Annotated in this window: 8 protein-coding genes; 6 read left to right on the top strand and 2 right to left on the bottom strand. The window is 31.7% G+C overall.

What is annotated here, in order from left to right; translation table 11 throughout:
• Positions 1-280: 280 nt before the first annotated feature.
• Positions 281-4,402, bottom strand: coding sequence for a hybrid sensor histidine kinase/response regulator transcription factor (locus PQ462_RS05585; protein WP_274252677.1), 4,122 nt, complete (start codon positions 4,400-4,402; stop codon positions 281-283).
• A gap of 280 nt (positions 4,403-4,682) precedes the next feature.
• Positions 4,683-5,366 (bottom strand): S24 family peptidase, encoded by a 684-nt coding sequence (locus tag PQ462_RS05580; RefSeq protein WP_274252676.1) that lies wholly within the window; start codon positions 5,364-5,366, stop codon positions 4,683-4,685.
• 254 nt (positions 5,367-5,620) lie between these two features.
• Between PQ462_RS05580 and PQ462_RS05575 the strand changes: the two genes are divergently transcribed.
• The 6 genes from PQ462_RS05575 (at position 5,621) to PQ462_RS05550 (ending at position 19,775) form a co-directional block, all read left to right on the top strand.
• Entirely contained in the window at positions 5,621-5,917 is a 297-nt protein-coding gene (locus PQ462_RS05575) for a hypothetical protein (protein ID WP_274252675.1), read from the top strand.
• Positions 5,918-6,088: 171 nt separating this feature from the next.
• Positions 6,089-8,440: a mechanosensitive ion channel family protein gene (locus PQ462_RS05570; protein ID WP_274252674.1), complete on the top strand. Its 2,352-nt coding sequence runs from the start codon at positions 6,089-6,091 to the stop codon at positions 8,438-8,440.
• A gap of 338 nt (positions 8,441-8,778) precedes the next feature.
• On the top strand, positions 8,779-9,312 hold the full coding sequence (locus tag PQ462_RS05565) for an OmpH family outer membrane protein (RefSeq protein WP_274252673.1): 534 nt from the start codon (positions 8,779-8,781) through the stop codon (positions 9,310-9,312).
• Positions 9,290-9,901, top strand: a complete 612-nt coding sequence (locus tag PQ462_RS05560) for a hypothetical protein (RefSeq protein WP_274252672.1) — start codon at positions 9,290-9,292, stop codon at positions 9,899-9,901. The genes PQ462_RS05565 and PQ462_RS05560 overlap by 23 nt, the downstream gene beginning before the upstream one ends.
• A gap of 12 nt (positions 9,902-9,913) precedes the next feature.
• Complete coding sequence (locus PQ462_RS05555; protein WP_274252671.1) at positions 9,914-15,043, top strand: hypothetical protein; 5,130 nt, start codon at positions 9,914-9,916, stop codon at positions 15,041-15,043.
• Positions 15,044-15,089: 46 nt separating this feature from the next.
• Entirely contained in the window at positions 15,090-19,775 is a 4,686-nt protein-coding gene (locus tag PQ462_RS05550) for an RHS repeat domain-containing protein (protein WP_274252670.1), read from the top strand.
• The last annotated feature ends 91 nt before the right edge of the window (positions 19,776-19,866 follow it).

The following is a 19,866-nucleotide window of genomic DNA, read 5'->3' as shown; positions in this document are numbered from 1 at the left end:
TCATGTGATTATGTTGCAAATGTGACTAATAATTGAGGTTACGAAGGGAGGAAGATATTCGTTTTTAGGGGTTCGAACGTCTTTATCTGAGAAATTTGTACCAGACAAGCCTTTAAAAAACAGTATTCGTAATAAAAAACTTAAATAATTGCGAGGTACTTAATTTTGCAGTTAAACACAAAGAACGCAAAAGGAAAAAACGCAAAGTCCGCAAAGCTTATTAAACTTTGCGGACTTTGGGTAAACATAGGTCTGTCAGCGATTAAACCCTTTTTTATAGTTAATTATTTGAAGCTTTATATTCAGTAGGCGATAAATTATAAAACTTTTTAAATTCTTTACTAAAATGCTTTCTGTCATTAAAACCAACCATATAAGTTACCTCAGCAACAGAATAAGTGGTGTTGGTTAATAAATGAGCAGCTTTTTTTAATCGCATATTTTTTATAAAACCAGCTACCGAATGATCTGTGAGGGTTTGAACTTTTTTGTAAAGCACGGTTCTGCTCATTCCTATTTCATTTACCAGATCATTTACATCAAAATCAGTATTATCCAGATTTGCTTCGATAATCTGAGTGAGTTTTTTTAGAAAGATTCCTTCCGGCGTATTTACGTTTTCTTCTTCAACAGCAGCAATAAATCCTTCTCCATATTTCTGACGAATGATTTCTTTGGCTGATAATAAATTGGCGATTGTCAGTTTTAATTCTTCAATACTAAAAGGCTTCGAAATATAAGCATCTGCTCCAGTAGAAAGTCCTTCAATTCTATTTAAAGTAGAAGATTTTGCCGTTAATAAAATAACCGGAATGTGGTTTGTATTTTGATTTGTTTTTAAAATGGTACACAATTCAAAGCCGTCCATTTCCGGCATCATAACATCGGTTACGATGAGATCCGGAATTTCTTTTTCCATATACTCGAGTGCGTGAATTCCATCTGTAAATTTCAAAACCCTGTAATCGTGATACAAAATATCGTACACAAAAGAGAGTACTTCTTCGTTATCTTCAATAACCAGAACAGTCTTTTTATTGCTGTTTTCCAGCTCTTCGTATTCTCTTTCGTAAGTTTCAATTTCTGTTTTAACATCCGAAATTGGATTTCCATTTTCTTCAATCTTAACTGAATTCTCGACTATCTGCGATTTTTTAAAATGATCTTTTCCTTTCTTTAATTTGATTGTAAATATGGTAGTAAAGTTTGGATCTTCTTCTGTCTGAACTTTGATTTCTCCGTGATGCAGTTCTACAATACTTTTGCTTAAAGCCAGACCAATTCCGCTGCCTAAATTGGCACTGCCGCGTTCGTCTAATTGGAAAAAATTCTTAAAAATCTTCTTTTTTCTGTTTTCCGGAATACCTATTCCGTTGTCTTTTACTTTTATTTCGACATAGTCTGAATCTTCTTTTTGTTCTACGCCTAAAGTAATTCGGCCGTTTTTTCCGGTAAATTTAAAGGCATTCGAAAGCAGATTGTAAATCACTTTCTCCATTTGGTTTTTATCGAAATAAAGCTGTACTGTATTTATGTTTAAGACGAATTTATAATCGATTTTTTTCTCGACAGCAATTCCTCGAAACGATTCGTAAATATCAAAACAAAATGAAACAATATCCTGCTGTTCGCAATAGATTTTCATACTGCCTTTTTCTGCTTTTCTAAAATCCATTAATTCATTGACTAATTTCAATAATCTATCAGAATTGTTTTTGATGGTTTTTAGTTTCAGTTCCAGATTCGAGTTTTTCTCGGCACTGTTTAAAAGTTCTTCAACTGGTCCGCTGATTAATGTTAGAGGCGTTCTGATTTCGTGCGAAACATTGGTAAAGAAATCCAGTTTCATTTTATACAATTCTTCCTGTCTTTCTTTTTCAACTTGTTCCAGATAAAAAGCTTGTTTTAACAACTCTCGGTTCCTGAAAAAGCGGAATAACAAAACTGAAGCTCCTGTTAATAAAGCGATGTAAAACAAATAAGCCCACCATGTTTGCCACCACGGTGGCAGAATGGTAATTTTTAAAGTCTTAATATTCGGATTCCATTCTCCGCCTCCGTTTGAAGTTTTTATTTTTAGAAGATAAGTTCCGGAATTTAAATTGGTTAAGTTGATATAATGCTGTGAACCTATAATATGCCATTCGTCTTTATTAGAACTTTCGAGTTTATATGCATATTCATTTTTTTCCGGCGAAATAAAACTCATTGCACTAAATTCCAAGCCAATGTATCCCTGATCGTGTTTTAAAGTAATTTCAGTTGTTTCGCTGATCCGTTTTTCCAAAGCAACTTCTTTGTTTCCTGGTCTAATTTCCTCATTATTAACAATAAGCTTTGTAAAAACAATTGGTGATTTATCTTTTGTTTTGATTAATTTCGAAGGGTTAAAAACGATTAAACCATTCGAACATCCAAAAACGAGTTCTTTTGCATTTAGTTGTACACTGCAGTTATTTGAAAATTGTTTGACTTTTAAGCCATCGTTTGAAGAATAAGAAGTGATTTCAAAATCAGCAATATTGGGAACAGGCGTTATAGTTTTGGTTTTTATTTTGTACAATAAATTATTGTCGCTGATCCAGATATTTCCTTCTGAATCTTCTGAAATACTTTTGATGGTTTCATCTGTGAATCCCATAGAGCGGTTGATTTCGAAGAAACGTCCTTTCTTTTCATCAAAAATATTTACTCCGCCACTTTCTGCTCCTACCCAAAAACGATTTTTAGAATCGGTAAACATTACAGTTAGACTATTGTTTGACAATCCGCTTTTTGGTCCGGCTTTAAAAACTCTGGTGACTTGTTTTAGCTTTTTGTCGAAATAATTTAAGCCGTATTGTGTAGCGATCCAAAGTCCGTCTTTTCTATTTACAATATCAGTAATAAAATTATCGCTGAGAGAATTTGAACTTCCGTCTGCCATATAAATTTCGACCGTTCCGTCGGGCATTACTTTCTTTAATCCGTTTCCGTTTGTTCCTACCCATAAATCTGTATTGTCCATTAATAAAGAAGTAATGGGGCGTTCTCTTTCTTTAGAATCTTTGCGTGAAAGCGAAATAAACTGGAATGTTTTACTGCTTTTATTGAATTTGAACAATCCATTGAAAGTTCCGCAAAACAAGTTCTGTTCGTTTTGATTTACCAAAGCCGTTATCATGTTAACGCTTTTATCAAAATCGTAGCCTTCAATTTGATAAGATGTATTTTTATTATTTCTAAAGTCAAGATAATTCAAGCCTCCGCCATTTGTTCCAACCCATACCGAACCGTCATTTTCTCTCACAACAGCATTTACAAAGGCTGTATTTAATCCGAAACTAGGTTTGATGACTTCTCTTATATTGGTAAAATTGGTATTGGTTTTCTGAAAAAAATTGACTCCTCCTCCATTCGTCCCAATCCAAATATCGTTATGACGGTCTTTTAAAAAACATTTGACATCATCGTCTGAAAGACTGTAACTTTCCAGTGGATTATGTCCGTATTTGGTGAATTCATTTTTATCTTTTTTGTAAACACATAAACCATTTTTAGTGGCAAACCAAATGGTATTATTGTCGACAGAAACAATATCATTGACCCAATTTGACGATAAACTGTTTTTATTATTTGTATTAAGCAGGTAATTTTTTACGATATTTTTATCTGCATCAAAATGAAAAACGCCATTTGCTTCAGTCGCAAACCATAAATCACCATTTTTTTCTTTGATAATTTTCCAGATTTTCGATTTGATTAAAGCTTCGTTATCTGTCAATGTTTTTGGTAATATTTTTTTTGAGCCATTTTTAGGATCAAAACATTCTAAGCCTTTAGAAGTTCCAACCAAAACACCATAATTGCGATCATAAAACAAAGACAAAACCCTGCTTTTTCTGAATGGCGAATTGTGATCGTTTGAGATTTCTTCTAACAAATATTTCTCTTTATTAAGACGTTTTATACCGCCAAAAGTCCCAATCCAAATTTGGTTTTGATCATCCTGAATTATAGATGATATATAATTTCGTCCGCCTTTAATTCTCTGAACGTCAACTCTTAAAAAACTCCTTTCATTTTTATTAAAGAGATTCAATCCGTTATTGGTTCCAACCCAAAGTTCTTTTTGTCTGTCTTCCAGAATCACGTTAATATGATTGTTGCTGATGGTATTTAGAATGTCTTTGTTGTAAACATATCGCAGAAAATTATATCCGTCGTAACTGATTAATCCGTTTGCAGTTCCTATCCAGATAAATCCTTTTTTGGTTTGATGAATACTCGAAATCATACTTTGCGAAAAACTCACATCGTAATCAATATGATCAAAATATAAATCAGATCCTTGTGCAGAAACGCCAAAAGAAATGGAAAGAAATGCAATACAGCTTAAAATGTAAATTTTAATATTCCTCATAAACAGAATTTATAAACGCCAGATAAAATTTGTAAAACGATTTGTATTTTCACAATCAATAAACCTATGAAAAAAATCGTTTTGAAGGCACTGCAAAATAAATCTAATGTAAAAAAAAGAGGGAGTTGTTTTTTCTTTTTAAGGGGTGGATTTGTACTTTAATTTCAGAAAACATTAGGGTTGGGCATAATTTAAAAAAAGAATAGAAGCCTTTAAATGTAAAAATTAAAGGCTTCTATTTTTATTTCTAAAAAACAGAAAAATCTGATTTTCAAATAAATTACATCATTGTATTGATACGGATACTAGCTTTTATAAGTGCCAATGCCGAAATTTTTGAGATATGAATATCTTTTGGCTGATGATGTGAATTCTGGCTTACCAATTTTACAAATTCTGATCCCTGATCTGATTTTTGAACGTATTTTACTGTAATGTATTCTTCCCAATCATTTAGTTTTACGCTTAAAAGATACATTTCACCAAAAAAGATATTTTCAAACTCAGTTTCTTTATACAGGACGATGTCTCCTGATTTTAAAAGCGGATACATACTGTCTCCAGTTACAGAAATAGCTCCATCGCATTTTGGCAGATTGGGAATTTTAATTGTATCCAAAATTCTTTGTGGTTTTCCGCTGTTGAACAATTCTCGTAAACCTGCCACAGCTTCTAGATCATATAATGGTATTTCCTGGCTCACATGCAGTGTATCGATTGTTCTTCGGTCGTTATTCATAATTATAATATTGGTATTATCTTCTTTTATCATAGGTCCGTTTCCGGTTAGAAGCCACTCGGAATTAATTTCTGGATAATAGTGTAAAATTTTACACGCCTTATCCGTTCCCATATTACTGCTGTTGTCTAAAAATTTATTAGAAAAGCCTAAATCATTACAGAACTTATATTTAGTAATTCCTTTATAATCAAGATATTCACGCATCCTTTCAGTTGATCCCATATCAATATATATTTTGTGTTAAAGTTTTGTTTTGATGTATTATTTTACATTATATTTGCAAAGTAAAGAAAAAACAAACTGAAAAACAATAAATTTCACGTAAAATAAACGCCTTACAAAATCATATTTCTATTAAAAAACCAACAAAACAAAACAAAAACAACTATTTACACATAAAATACATTAAAAATAAATGTAAAATAATACGCTGCTTAAAACATTTTTAACCCAAATACTTTATAAATAATATCTTTATGGAACATTTTTTATACCCTACTTTAACAGCATTTTTTGGTGCTTTTATAACATGGTTTTTCTCATGGAGAAAAACATTGGCTCAAGACCGTGCTGCTGAACTTGATAATGCAGTAAGCGCTGTAAAATATTATCGTGATCTTCTAGATGACATAACCACACGTCTTACCGCTGCAACTGAAAATATCAAAAAAATGGAAGTTCAAAACAATGAATTATCACACATTAATAAACAGCTTACTGACGAATTACATAAACTTAAACTTTTAAAAGAAAAACATCATAACACTGCCTGATTTTTTTATTTGAAGTAAATTAAAAGAAAATAATGTCTCTGTTTATTTTAATAAAAACACAGAGACATTACATTTTTTGCTTTTTATTTATTTCTTATGAAATTTTAAATCTCAAAACAATTCTATCTAAAAAACAATTAAATTTGGAGACCTTAAATCACCAGATTAATTATGAATTCAAAAAGAAATTCGTTCTATTTACCAGCCTTATTAATGATGTTCTTTTTAGCATCATTTTCTTATTCTCAGACTTCAAATACTGCTTCTAAAGCTGAAAACAAGTCTAAGTTATTTGAAGAAACCACAACCGACAGTGATTATTTGATGGCTATCGAAAAAGCCGGAGATGTACTGGAATCTGCTGCAAATGATGCCGAATTTGAAGGAAGTACTTTCCACTTATTTGGAGACATTAAAAGAACCGAAAGCAAACTTGATTTAATACTAGCAAGTTTAAAAGGAGCTAATCCAAATGTGCGAAATCAGCAGATGTATCGTATTGTTCTAAAAGAAATCGAACAAGAATTAAACGATCAAAATAATGCGATAAACATTCGTAATCAAAATCTTGAAAAAATTAAAACCAGGATTATTGATCTTCGTAAAGACAAAATTTTATTTACTCTCATAAAAGATACTATCCGCAGAAAACAATTCAAAACTGAATTAGCGAACCTTAAAAAAAGATATCTTACAACTGATAGTCTGATGACTAAAAATCAGGAGACTTTAAACCATAAAAAAAGGCTAACTGTAGAGCATAAAATTGCAGTTTCGAATGCTCTTGCAACTGTAGAAACCAAACTCGAGAAATCAGGAATAAGTATTCTAAATAAAGAATATCCTTCGTTATGGAGCACTGACACTACAGCAAAAAAAGTGGTATCACATAACATTAAAGCAAAAATTATAATTGAAGAAAATGTAGCCGCTTATTATTTAAGTTATAAAGCTGGAGCATTAATCACTCTGTGTTTCTTTATGGGACTTTTGGCTTGGTATATTTCACGCAATTTGAAATATTTAAAATCAAATGGTCACGACGAAAATCTTGCTCTTTTTAATTTTAAATATTTAAACAGAGGCGTAATTCTGCCAATAATTGTCATTACCCTAAACATTGCCGTTGTAACAAATTTGTATGCTCCTGCCCTGTTTTTAGAATTACTTCAGCTTGGTTTATTAGGTGTTCTGACGATCTTGTTTAAAAATGACTGGTCTGGAAAATCAATGCGAAACTGGTTATTGCTTTTCGGATTGTTTTTTGCGCTTTGTTTTCTGGATCTTTTTATAGAAGTAGGTTTATTTCAACGTTGTTCATTCATTATCATTAATATTTTAGGAATTCGATATGGATTGGTTCAAATTAAAAGTTTAAAAGATCAGTTATACATTAAAGGATTTTTTAAATGGGCCAGCATCATTTTTATCGGATTAAATGTTTTATCGATACTTTACAATCTTTTTGGAAGGGTTTCTCTTTCAAACATGCTGAGTTTAACTGCCTTTATTTCTCTTACTCAGATTGTTGCATTGAGTGTACTTTTAAAAATAATTCTGGAAATAATTCTTTTACAGATTTATACAACCCGAGTAAAACGAGGTATCGAAAAGATTTTTGATTACGAGAATTTATCTGACACGCTCAAAAAACCATTCATAATCGTAATCAGCTATATGTGGCTGGTTGTAATTGCTTCTAATTTAAATATCTGGGAATCATTACGTTCTTCTCTTGGTACTTTATTGAGTCGTCCTAACACTATCGGAAGCATCACTTTTACTTTAGGAAATATTGTTTTATTTTTTATAATTGTCTGGGCCGCACATTTATTGCAAAACTATGTTGCGTACTTTTTTGGAGAAATTGAAGACGAAAACGAAGAAAACATCAATAAAAGACAGCATTCTAAATTACTTATTACAAGACTTGTTGTTTTGATTGTGGGTTATCTTTTGGCTGTTGCTGCATCGGGAATGCCGTTAGACAAATTGAGTATTCTTTTGGGAGCGTTGGGTGTCGGTGTTGGACTTGGACTTCAAAATGTCGTAAACAACTTTGTATCGGGAATTATTTTGATTTTTGATAAACCAATTCAAATTGGGGATGTTATCGATATTAGTTCTGAATCTGGAAGAGTAAAATCTATGGGATTAAGAACAACCAAAATCAATGCTCCAAATGGTGCCGAAATTATTATTCCAAATGGTAATTTATTGTCTCAAAACATTACAAACTGGACGTATACAGATAATTTTAAACTGGTAGATATTTCTATTGAAATCAGCGGAGAGGCAACTCCAGAAGACATAAATGCAACTATTTTAAGTTCTCTTGAAAATCTTCCTTTGGTAAACAACACTAAACCGTCTCAAATTTATTACAATTCAATTTCTGATGGAAAATTTAAAATACAAATCAAATTTTGGTGCAGTATCTATAGAACCGAAGAAACTATAAGTACGGCTAAACAAGTTTTATTTAGCAATTTTAAAGCTAAAGGGCTGACTTTTTCGACATAAAAATTAGCAAAATTAACCCTCTTTTCAAAAGAGCAAAACTTTAAAGTTTTGCTCTTTTTTTGTTAAAGAAAATGAACTTAAATCATCTTATTTATTTTTTTAAGAAAAAATGTGATAATGTGGTTTCCCGTAAAGAAATTTAAAATAAAAAAAACATATTTGTATGATTTTTAGAGATAATTCAGATAGTTTTCATTTAGTTAAATTTAATTAATTGAGACAAAAAACAGATAATTTACTAAAAATCAATCAATTAAAAATGTTAAAAAAGTAATATACATCTGATTAAATTAGCAATTAATTGATTTAATATTGTTAAAATTATCCTAATAAACAAAATGAAAAAAATCCCCTTGTATGCTGCTTGTTTAGCAGTTGTGTTAAGTATTGCTGCAATCTATTTTGCAAAATCAAGTTCAGAATTAGTATATGTTGATGTTAATAAATTAATCACTGGATATAGTAAAACAAAAGTTGCAAAAGCAGAATTTGATAAAAAAGCCTCTTTAATGAAAGCCAATGTAGATTCCTTAATCAGTAACTGGCAAAATGAATTAAAAAACTACGAAAAAGAGAGAGCTTCTTTATCTCCTACAGAACTAAAATTAAAGCAAGAATTGTTATCTAACAAACAGCAGCAAATTAACGGTTACCAAGAAGCTATTCAGAAAAAAATTCAGGAAGAAGATAAAAAAGTAACACAAACCGTAATTAACGATATTAACGATTATATCAAAGAATACGGGAAAGATCATAACTACAAAATCATATTTGGCGCAAGTGGCGGCGGAAACATCATGTACGCAGATGAATCTACTGACCTAACCGAAAAAGTTTTAAAAGGCCTTAATGCTGAATATGATAAGAAATAAACTTTTACCATTTATTTTACTATTATTTATTTCCTCTTGTAACAAATCATTTGATACACAAGAGGAAATGAATGCATATATACAAGACGAAGATAACGGCTATCATTACAAAAAAACGATATCTGGTGTTGATTATGTTTTACAGTATAGACCAACTGATTTATTAGTAAAACAGGAATTAACAGAAAAAAATAGTCCGTCTGAGATAGAGAAATTAAGGAAGCAATACAATAAGTTTTTGTATTTCAATCTTTCAATGTCAAAAAACAATCAGGAGTTATTAAATAGTGTTGCGCAAGACAAAGCAAAATTTGGTCAAATGGTCAATGATTTAGCTTTTGGAATGGAGGAAAAACTACATGTTTACACCCCTGCAAAAGATACCCTTGCCCTAGCCGACTTTATTTATCCAAGAATGTACGGCATGAGTAACTCAACTTCTATTATGATAGTCTATCCCCGTGACGAAAAATATCTAAAACAAGACTATCTAAATTTTGTAATCGAAGATTTGGGTCTTAATACCGGAGATGTTAAATTCAAAATAAATACCAAAGCCTTAATAAACGAACCTCAACTAGTTTTTTAAAATCATAAACCAATGACCAAATACCACAAGCGCCATCGTATTATTGCCACTTTTTTCTTGTTGATATTTTTTCCAACATTATTACCTAATAATCTATTTGCTTCTAATAATGGACCAGTTGCTCCAGAAGCTACTAGTTTTGAACCTATAGATGCCACAGATATGGTTAATCTTAATACAGGAGACATGTCTTATGTTTTGCCTTTATTAAATGTACCAAGTCCAGAAGGAGGTTATCCGCTTACATTATCAAATCATGCGGGAATAGCAATGGACGAAGAAGCTTCTTGGGTTGGTCTTGGATGGAGTCTAAATCCTGGTGCTATAAATAGATCCGTAAAAGGAGTTCCAGATGATTGGGATAAAACAAGAGTTTCAGAATTATTATACGATCAAGGACAAAATTTAAACTACTATAGCTTCTCAATAGGAGGTACTCTGCCTAATGGTATAACAATTGGAATGAGTAGATCATGGGGAGCACATAAAGCCTGGGGGGGAACTGTGGGGTATGCAGGAGTAGGAATTGGAGTAGGTTCTGAACAAATTGAGGTTTCATATGCAGGAGTTGGTGTTGGATATAATTTAGATTCAAAAAAAGTTTCCGGTTCATACACTCTATCTGCAACAGGTGCCTCATACAATGGCCTTACTATAAATACCAGCGGAGAAGTAAAAGCCTCTGCTTTGGGTGTTTCTTATAGTACTGCTTCAAACAAAGTAACTTCACAATTTTTAAATGTCTCGAGCAATAATAGTACGCCCGTTACAAACTCAGATTATTATATAAATAACTTTAATCGTGGGTTTGATTTAAATGCAGCTGGTTTCTTTTGGATAGCTTATCAGCATACACACATTGAATATTCGCTTTTTAAACTTACCAACAGCTATAATTCTGGAACTTTAAATCTTTTCGATTCAAAAAAAGAATCCCAATACAAACAGGACATAAAATATTCAATGGATGTTAGAACTCATAACGTTGTAGATAAAAATCGTCCATCTAGCACAGGAATGTTTACACAAGCAGAAATAACATTACCTGATTATGACAACTATTCTGCAACAGCACAGGGAATGTCCGGCTCATTTTCTCCAAGAATTTATGATGAAGTTATGCTCTATGGCAAAGGAGATGAAGCAAATGATCTTGCAACATATTTAACATATCCTGCAAACACAAATGATAGTAACTATAAATTAAACAACAAACTGTTTTTTTATTTTGATAATGTAAATTCTTCCTTTTTAAGAACACAAACAGGAGATTTTAAATCCCTTGACCCTACATTTAATTTAGACAATAATACTGTCAATTCCAACGGTTCAAATGAAATGGGAAGATTTGTAAATAATATTGTTACCGATACTGATAATACTTTTAGCTCTAATTATAATAAAGATGGGCAATTAACTAAGGTTGGTAACAGAAAAAGAGATGGACAGTACATTGAGGCTTTTACAAATAAACAAATTGTAGATGGAAATACAGGTTCAACTCCTTTTCTGGAAGCATCAAATTATGATAGACAGTACTATAAAAATATTGCAGAAAATGGAATTGGAGCCTACAGAATTACCGCTTTAGATGGGAAAGTATATCATTATTCACTACCTGTATACAGCTTTGAGGAAGTTTATAAAAATTACTCAAATACGAGTAATGAAAATGATAAATTTTTAGAAACAATTAAAACAAAACCATATGCAACACATTGGCTATTAACTGCTGTTACAGGTCCTGATTATGTAGACATTAACAACAACAACATTATTGACAAGGATGATTATGGATATTATGTTCAATTTGAGTATGGAAAATGGTCAGATGGATATGGGTGGAGATCTCCAAAAGTTGGAGGAAAAACATATAATAGTAAAAATTTCTTTTTTTGGGGCCGAAAAGAAATTTACTACTTAGATAAAGTTAAAACCCGTACCCATACTGCTTTATTTGTTAAGTCAGTTAGAGAAGATGACAAAAGTACCTCTATACAATACCGAAATGGACAATATCAGTCTGGTGCAATGCCTATAAACTTAACCCAAACATTTCAAGACAGAATAGCCAGACCAATAGAGCAAGGATATTATTATGTACCCGTATCAAGTGGTTCTAATACATACCAGTCCTTGAATTTTAACTTTGACTACGATTATAAGCATAGAACCTATAAATATGTAGACTTACCTGAGAATTTAAGTTTGAAACTTGATAAAATAATACTGTTAAAAAATAATGATGCTGCAAATGCAAATAAAAATTTAGGGACTGGGACCAATAGGAAGAAAGGTTACACTTATTTTGATTTTGGTTTTTTTGGAGCATATGATGTATGCCGTAAAAATCCTTATGATGTAAAAGTTTCGGATATTAACACTGATCAAAATGTACTTGATACAGAAGATATTAACATCTTAAATCAATCACAAGGCTTTGATATTCAGACCAAGGCTGTAAAAGTCATCAATTTTAATTATGACTATAGTCTAGGAAATAATTTACCTAATGCAAATAACGGAAGACTGGCTTTAAGAAGTCTTGAACTTAATGGAAAAAATAACATTAAAACGATGCCTGCATATAAGTTCAATTACTTAAAAAGTACTGTTCCGTATAATTTCACTAATTCAGATAATTGGGGCTATGTAAAAGATAACCCCGATGCATGGAGTTTAAATGAAATTATAACACCTATTGGGGGTAAAATAAAAATTGATTACGAACCTGATTCATTTTCGAGAGAAGCAGCTTTAAACACTAATACAGTCGCGAGTTCTGCTGCTGATTATTATAGAGTTCGCCAGCCTTTAACCAATACTCCTGTTAAATATACCGTACAAGATGATATTATAACAATAAATACAGATTTTAAATATTCATCCGATAATTTAAATGACGTATTTAGCTTAAACCAAGAAATCGATTTAACTTTTAAATTTAAAGATCCTACTCATTATTCCCGCATGAATGAGTACACAAATAATTACACCATTATTGGTATAGATAATCCAAATAAAAAATTAACTCTAAAGCCTAACAATAAAACAGATATTACTCTTCAAAGAAGATTTTTTGAAGGTCCATCTTGCTATCATAGCAGTGGTACTGGAAATTTTGAAATAAAACAATATACTTATTCTGAACCAAATCAGGCTGAATACGCATTTAGTTTTAAGATTATTGCTAATTACAATCGATTAGTTGCCCAATATGGCCGAAATGGAAAGAATGGAGGCGGACTGAGAGTTAGACGAATTACTACTTCAGATTTTAATAATGGTAATATTTTATTTACGGATTATGACTATAGAAATCCTTACACAACAAATATATCAGGAGTAACTTCTTTTGAGCCATCAGATAACCCGCAAGTGGCAGATAATATTCAGGCTGTAGAAGAAATTCCTTCACCTAATGTACAATATGAATATGTAACGGCAACTATAAAAAACAATTCTGAAACATTATCCAGTTCTCTTTTTAATTTTAGAGTAATGGACGATCTGATGCAAAGTAATCAGAATGAGGGAGAATATGATTATAAATTTGGAGATCAGTTTTATTTAAAATTTTTCGGAGGCAGTAGAAGAGAATTTAATTCCAATTATCGTCAAGTATCTACTTCTAAGATCATGTTGTATGATAACTTTTCGTCATTAGGACAACTATTAAGTGTAAGGCATTTTAATTCTAAACAGCAATTGATAAGTCAAACTATTAATAAATATAAAAAATTTCAATATGATGACAAAGAAAATGGTATTTCGCAAGAAAGCTTTAAATATGCTATACAAGAATATACAAAGAGAAATTCAATAAATGCAAAAGATTTCAGATATACTTTCAATTCTATTGGAAAAGTTGTTTTTCCATCAAGATTAGAAAGTACAACCACAATAAATGGAGGTTGGTCGTCTACAAATTATTATGATAATTATGACTTTTTAACTGGTCAGGCAACTGAAACAAGAACAATAAATAGTACTGGAGAAATAACCAAAACTAAAATTGTTCCAGCATATTTAAGACATGGAGGAATGGGATCAAAAGTTGATAATCCTAATACATACAAAAACATGTTATCTCAGGTAGCAGTTAATTATTCTTATATTTTTGATAAAAATGGCGGTGCAAGTAAACCATGGAAAGAAACTGGTGTTGGTATTACAACATGGAATAATATATGGTCATATAAAGACATGGCTGGAGGAACGCAATCTCCAACTTTATTAAATGAAAAAATCTGGAGAAAACATAAATCTTATACTTGGAATGGAGAAAAAGACAGCAATGGTATTTTTAAAGGTTATATCAGTGGCAATAATTATGACACTGATGATGATTTTAAATGGAATTCTCCTTTAAATGACCCACAATCTTCTAAATGGAAGCAAATTTCTGAAATAACATTATATGATCATTTTTCGGCACCACTTGAAACAAAAGATATAAATGGTAATTATACATCAACAAAAATGGGAGATAATAATACCAAAGTAACTGTTGTAGGAAATGCAGGTTATAACGAAATATTTTTTGCTGGTGGTGAAAATGCCCCTATGACAGGTTTCGTTAACTTTATAGAACCAGAAGTGATAATGAATAATGCCTCAATAAATTCTACTTATTATCATACAGGCAAAAAATCAATTGCAGCCTCATCAAGTTCACAATTTGGGGTCGCTATGAGAAGTGGTCAACATAGACCTGGTAAATACAAAGTATCTGTTTGGGTTGAAAAATCAAACGCTGCAAAAGCAAGGATAAATAATAATAGTACTATAGTAGATTTTACAGAATCATACACTGCCGGAAACTGGGTACTGAAATCTGGTTATGTAAATGTAGCTGCAGGGGTGCATACAATCTATTTAGTTTCAGCAGATACTTCAATAGTATATTTTGATGATCTTATGATCCGTCCTGTGGCTGCATCAATAACAGGATATGTTTATAATGAATGGGATGAGTTAACCCATATTATTTCAAACAATGGCCTTGCAACAAGATTTGAATACGATGCCGCTGGAAGATTAATTAAAACGTATTCGGAAATTCTTGATGATGCTAATAATGGAATCACTGGTGGTTTTAAATTAGCTAAATCAAATACATATAATAATAAATATTTATAAGATCAATTTTATATAAATAAGAGTTTGTTAACCTAATAGAAAATCGATGAAAAAATATATATACTATTTTATCTTATTTCCGATATTTATTTTTGGAAATCCGGGAATTACTCATAACAAAAAAGCTGGTTCATACAATTTAGACGCCTTTGGAAACTATCCAAATTATACGGTAAATTTAATTTTATCAGATCTAGTCAATTCAAATGGATCTGTTTCAGGAAGTTTATCTGTTACAAATAATGTCTTATCTCTTGTTTTTGGCGGCAGGTGGCAGCCAACTGTAATGAAAACTGGAGTCATAAAAGTATTAACTATTTCTCCAAGTCTGCCCAATCTTGAATTAGGTCCCATACTTATAACCCCGAACGGTGTTCCAAGCGGATATAATGCAAAAATTGAAAATAATAGTTTAGTAATTTATGATGCTGCAAATTTAGTTACAAGTGTAAATACCAATATAAGCATATCACCATCTAACTATGCAGCAGGAGTTAATTACTCTAATGTACTGCCAAGCGTTTTTACTTGTACAACCGGAGAAGGAAGCAGTAATGGCAGTATATCCATAAAAAACGGTACAGTAAACCTAAGCATCACAGGTGCTTGGTCTAGTTCTTGTACACTAAAAACAGGTCAAATTCTCTACTTAAATACCGGAGTACCTTTACAAAATACTGAATTAGGAATAATTAAACAAGGTAGTGTTGACACTAACTACAGAGTTAAAATAGAATCTAATTATCTAGTATTTTACCATACAGGGGCCACTTCCCCCATTATACCTGCCTGCTATTTGACTTTTAGTAAAGATCTTGGAGACAGTGAAGAAGTTTTCATTTCTAATGATAATCTTTACAATTGGATTCATGGTGTTTCATACGACAGTAAAGGAAATGTAACAAGCCAATCCAGATCTTACTTTGACGATTTAGGAAAATCAGATGTGAACTTGTCTAAAGATTATGTTACAAATAAAATTTGGGGTACAGAAACAACATATGATAATTTTGGAAGGTCGGATAAGACCTCTTTTATCGCCCCATCGTCTCTTACAACTTTTAATAAAATTAATTTTCTAAAAAGTACTACTGAATCAACTGCTTCTGCCTATCCTTCTATTCTGCCATTAAATAATATTGCAATAAGTGATTCGTATAAAGCATCACAATCTATAACAGCTACTGGTAGTGTAGGTTCGGGATTGAATGTAACTTTAACTGCTCCAAATATAAATTTAGGGAATACTTTTACAGTAACTGCGACAGCAGGAAGCAGTTTTATAATTACAGCTGCTAATCTACCAGATATTTCAGCAAATGCAAGCTTAGCAAATTATTATAGTGACAATAATACTGACGAACCTTATCAGGCTACAGCAACCCATCCCTTTTCTCAAATAAATTATGATTCATTAAATCCTGGTAATGTTATTACTGTAGTAGGCGGTAATAAAATAAATGGAGAATGGAAAACAGTCTATTCTTATGTTGTCCCTGCTGCACAGGAAATGTATTATGTGTTTGGCTCTGATTTTTATGATGGAACAATTTCTAACGGAAAAGAAGAAGTTATTACTAAATTTTACAAATCTGTAAACATTGATGCTAATGGTAATGAAAATGTAGCTTTTACTGATGGCGAAGGCAAATTACTCGCTTCTGCCAGATCAGGTTCTGAAGGAGGAGTTTCATATCCAGTTGTTTCACTCATAGGAACTCAGGGATTTGTAGATGTTCATATTCCAAAAGGTATTTCATCAGGAAGCTTGATAGGAGGGGCAAATTTATATAATGTATATGATTTAAAAACAGGATTAATAGCTTCAAGTATAACTGGTGGAAATGCATATAGAATAGAAGCAAAAATACCTCCCGCTTCAGACCCAAAAGTTTATATTTCTTCAGGAACACCAACATATGATGCTGGTTCATTAGGAATAACTTATAATGTAAACTACTTTGAATATGCCATAAATATATATAACAAAACAGGTCAATTAATAAAATCTGTACAACCAAATGGATATACAAATAATACAACAATTGTAGCAAGTCCTACACACATGACTTCTACAAATTTTGTAACTACCTATTTATACAATACATTAGGCCAATTAATTGAAACATCAGATCCTGATCAAGGAAACAATAAATTTGCTTATCGCAATGATGGACAAATACGTTATTCACAAAATGCACTGCAAAGTAAAAGCAATGAAGTTTCTTACACCAATTATGACATTTTGGGCAGACCGATAGAAAACGGTGTTATTGCAGGAAATCCAGGAATATGGACAACAGCTGTCAATAGTGTAAATAATGCCGCAATCATTACTGGTAATAGTGTTAAGGAAAGAAATTTCTCAATATATGATTATACAGAAAATACCGTTACTGATCCCACTCTTTTACCAACAGCTTACTCATTAACAATTCCTACATCTTTAAGCCTTATTACTTTAGCACCAGGATATGTAAATTTACAGAAAAATTTATCTGGAAATGTAGCAGTAACTTACAAATCAGACGCCGGTAATACAATAAACTCAATTAGCTGGTACAGCTATGACATATATGGAAGAACAGAATGGGTTATACAATACAATGAAGGTCTTGGAGCAAAAACCACTCACTATGAATATGATTATAAAGGAAATGTACAAAAAGTTTTGTTTCAAAAAGATAATATTAACGAGTCATTTATACATAAATATACCTATAATATTAATGGTGTACTAACAAAAGTTGAGACCTCAACAAATAATACAAATTTTACAACACAGGCAGATTATAATTATTACAAAACAGGCGAATTAAAAAGAGTTAACATAGGTCTAGGAACGCAAGGATTAGATTATGTATATACACTAAGCGGACAACTTAAGAGTATTAACCATCCAAGCCTAGAAGCATCTAAAGATCCTGGAGGAGATAATAATGATGTATTTGGTTTGACACTTGACTATTATAACGGAGACTATTTACGTACGGGAAGGAATATTATTTCATCACCTACAATTAATACTGATTATAACGGAAATATAAAAGCAGCTAGATGGGCTAATAGAGCAATAGCTGACGATTATTCTGGGAATTCAACAAATCAAAAAGGGTATTTATACAATTACAACCTTAACAATTGGCTTACACAAGCTACATTTGGAAATGCAAATCCAAATACAGCTATTATTACTCCGTCGTCGGTTTTAAATGAAGGTGGCTTAACCTATGACCCTAATGGAAATATAAAAACGCTTATAAGAACTGATAATTCAGGCCGAATTATTGACAATTTGAATTACAGTTACAATGGAAAAAATCAATTAAACAGTGTTTCTGACAGCGGTATTGTAGATCCTAATTTAAATGATATTCGAAATCAAACAAACGCACAAAATTATAAATATGATGAAATAGGCCAATTAACAGATAATATTTCTGAAAATCTAAGTTACATTTACAACTCACAAGGATTAGTAATAGAAGTAAAGAAAAGTAATACTTCTTTAGTAAAGTTCTTTTATAATGAAAGAGGACAGCGTATTAGAAAAGAGAGTTATGGTTCACTGCCTGGTACCACTTATTATACAGTAGATTTATCTGGAAACACAATAGCTATATATTCCTTAACTGGCGGTGGAAGCATAAATCAAGTCGAACTACCAATTTATGGCTTAAATAGATTAGGCGTTACAAATAGAACAAATATAACAAACTATGAAATTACTGATCACTTAGGTAATGTTAGGGCAGTCGTTCAAAAGGAAACTGGAGGTACAGTTACAACAAAATCTTACGCCGATTATTATCCATTTGGAGAGGTATTATATGGACGTAATTCATTTGACAACTATCGCTATGCTTTTCAAGGGCAGGAACTGGATAAAGATACACAAATGGAGGCTTTTCAATTACGCCTTTGGGATGGAAGAATTGGAAGATGGCTTTCTACCGATCCTTATAGTCAGTATGCTTCTCCTTATTTAGGAATGGGAAATAATCCTGTTTCTGGAGTTGACCCTGATGGAGGCTGGCTCCTTAAATTCTGGGCTAATTTTCAGAGAAAGAACGCTATAAAAAATGGATTAGATCCTTCTGAAGTAATGTATAGTGAAAATAAAGGCTATTATTTTAATTTAACATCTGTGCAATCTGAACTTAGTGCCGGAGGTTTTGAGACAGGAATAACTATTACATCAGTTTCCTCTGGTAAAGGGCTCGATAATTACGGATGGACGCCTCAAATAACTGCTCATCAACCAAATTTCTTTGAAAATATCGAAGAAAATTATTTAAATCCCAGAGAAAGTGATAACTTTATTAAATCTAAGTTAAGAGGGCTGGCTAAAGTTCCATATAATATAGCGGATGATGCATATGTTTATGGTACAAGGAATTTTTATAAAGATAATTCGGCAAGGCACCTTAACGGTTTTGGTGCTAGTCCTCAAGAGGTTGTTGAATCTGGTATAAATACTATATATTTTATCACTCCAAGTCCAATTAAAGGAAGATTTTCAATTGCACCAAGTCTAGCCGGTAAATTTAATGTAGCAACCTTTGGTTCAACATTTAAAGGCACATTTTTAACAAAATTAACCCCTGCAACTAGAGGAGCGATAATTGTAAGAATAAATAAAATTCTTACTTCCTATACAAAACGAAGTAAATTTATTAGATATGCAAAAAAGGGTGCAAGAAAAGTAAACGAAGAAATAAATCAAGAATAATATGGATTTAATCGAAATAATATCAGGAAGATACTTGCTTGAACTCTTAGGGGCCATTACAAGATACATCTATTTAAATGCTATAACTCTT

The organism is Flavobacterium sp. KACC 22758, assembly GCF_028736135.1.
Lineage (GTDB): Bacteria > Bacteroidota > Bacteroidia > Flavobacteriales > Flavobacteriaceae > Flavobacterium > Flavobacterium johnsoniae.
Note: the sequence above shows the minus strand (reverse complement) of the source record. Positions and strands in the feature narration are given on the sequence as shown.